The sequence below is a fragment of the Spirosoma migulaei genome (assembly GCF_054776855.1).
Genome location: NZ_BAAHBG010000058.1, coordinates 1 through 1,110 on the forward strand (window position 1 = coordinate 1; position 1,110 = coordinate 1,110).

A 1,110-nucleotide genomic window follows, 5' to 3' on the forward strand; every position below is an offset into this window, starting at 1 on the left:
GAGGAAGAACTCCACATTGCGTACCCCTCTAAACTGACTTCTGAAGGCTTTGATCTTGGCATTGAAGGATTCTGCCGAAGCGTTGGTACTGCGGTTGTCAAAGTAGTTGAGAATGGTCGGATAGTGATTCTGAATCGATCTGGCTACCGTGTTGAAGGCTTTAAACCCGGCTTGGCGGACCTGTTCATGCCATTTGGCCAAGCGGGCTAAGCCGTAGAGTTTGTCGGTCGTGTTTTCAAAGATGTGGCTCAGCCCCTGACTCAACTCATAGGCTTTCTTCAGGTCAGGATACCGATCAAACAGTAGACTGGCCCGCTCTTGTTGGCTTTGGGTCCAATCAGTGGACTTTTTATAGAGCACATAGCGGCTGCGGGCTAGAAGTTGTTTAACCGTGTCGCCATTAGAAAGTAGCTCAGGTTCATAAAGGTTATCCGTGAGTTTGGCCTGCTCAAGGGCCTCATTTTCGGCTTCCAGCGCTTGCCACCGATACTGGATGCGCATGTCCTGGACTGCCGCCAAAGCTAGCTGTTGCACATGAAAACGGTCGGTCACCTGGGTCGCTTTAGGGAAACATTTTTTAGCGATCAGCCCCATATTACCGGCCATGTCCAGGGTAATCTCGACTACCTTATTGCGCTGCCTTTGTGGCAGTTGCCTTAGTACTTCAATCACTGTTTCGGCCTTGGTTCCCGCCACAATAGCCACGATACTTCCTGATCCACCTTTAGCCGCTTTATTGGTCAGGATGGTATAGAGTTCTCCATGGGATAGGCTGGTTTCATCAATCGATAGATGCGTACCCAGGTTTTTAGGGTAAAGCAGCCAGTCTTTGGCATGGGCTCGCTGCTGCCAATCCTTAAAGCCACTCTGAAAATCACGATATTGGCGCAAGAGAGCACGGCCTCCAACTCCATAAAATCCTCCGATAGATTTGATGTCAGTGGGGTTGGTATCGACCGATTTCTTTTAAAAAATTCGCGAATTCACTCGTCATTCGCGTTCCATCAGCCACCTGTGTCCAGTCTCGATAAACGACTTTGCCGGTTTGGGTATTAAGCCACCGACGCCGTTTAATATGCAGGAAAACCTGATGGCCACGAATGGGAAAGT

2 protein-coding genes are annotated in these 1,110 nt (G+C 49.5%); both read right to left on the reverse strand.

What is annotated here, in order from left to right; all coding sequences use genetic code 11:
* Positions 1-936: ISAon1 family transposase (locus tag ACYVGO_RS38750; protein WP_460974161.1), on the reverse strand; the 936-nt coding region annotated here is incomplete at its 3' end.
* Position 937: 1 nt separating this feature from the next.
* A complete protein-coding gene (locus ACYVGO_RS38755) occupies positions 938-1,102 on the reverse strand; it encodes an ISAon1 family transposase N-terminal region protein (RefSeq protein ID WP_460974162.1) in 165 nt (54 codons plus the stop codon).
* Between the last annotated feature and the right edge of the window lie 8 nt (positions 1,103-1,110).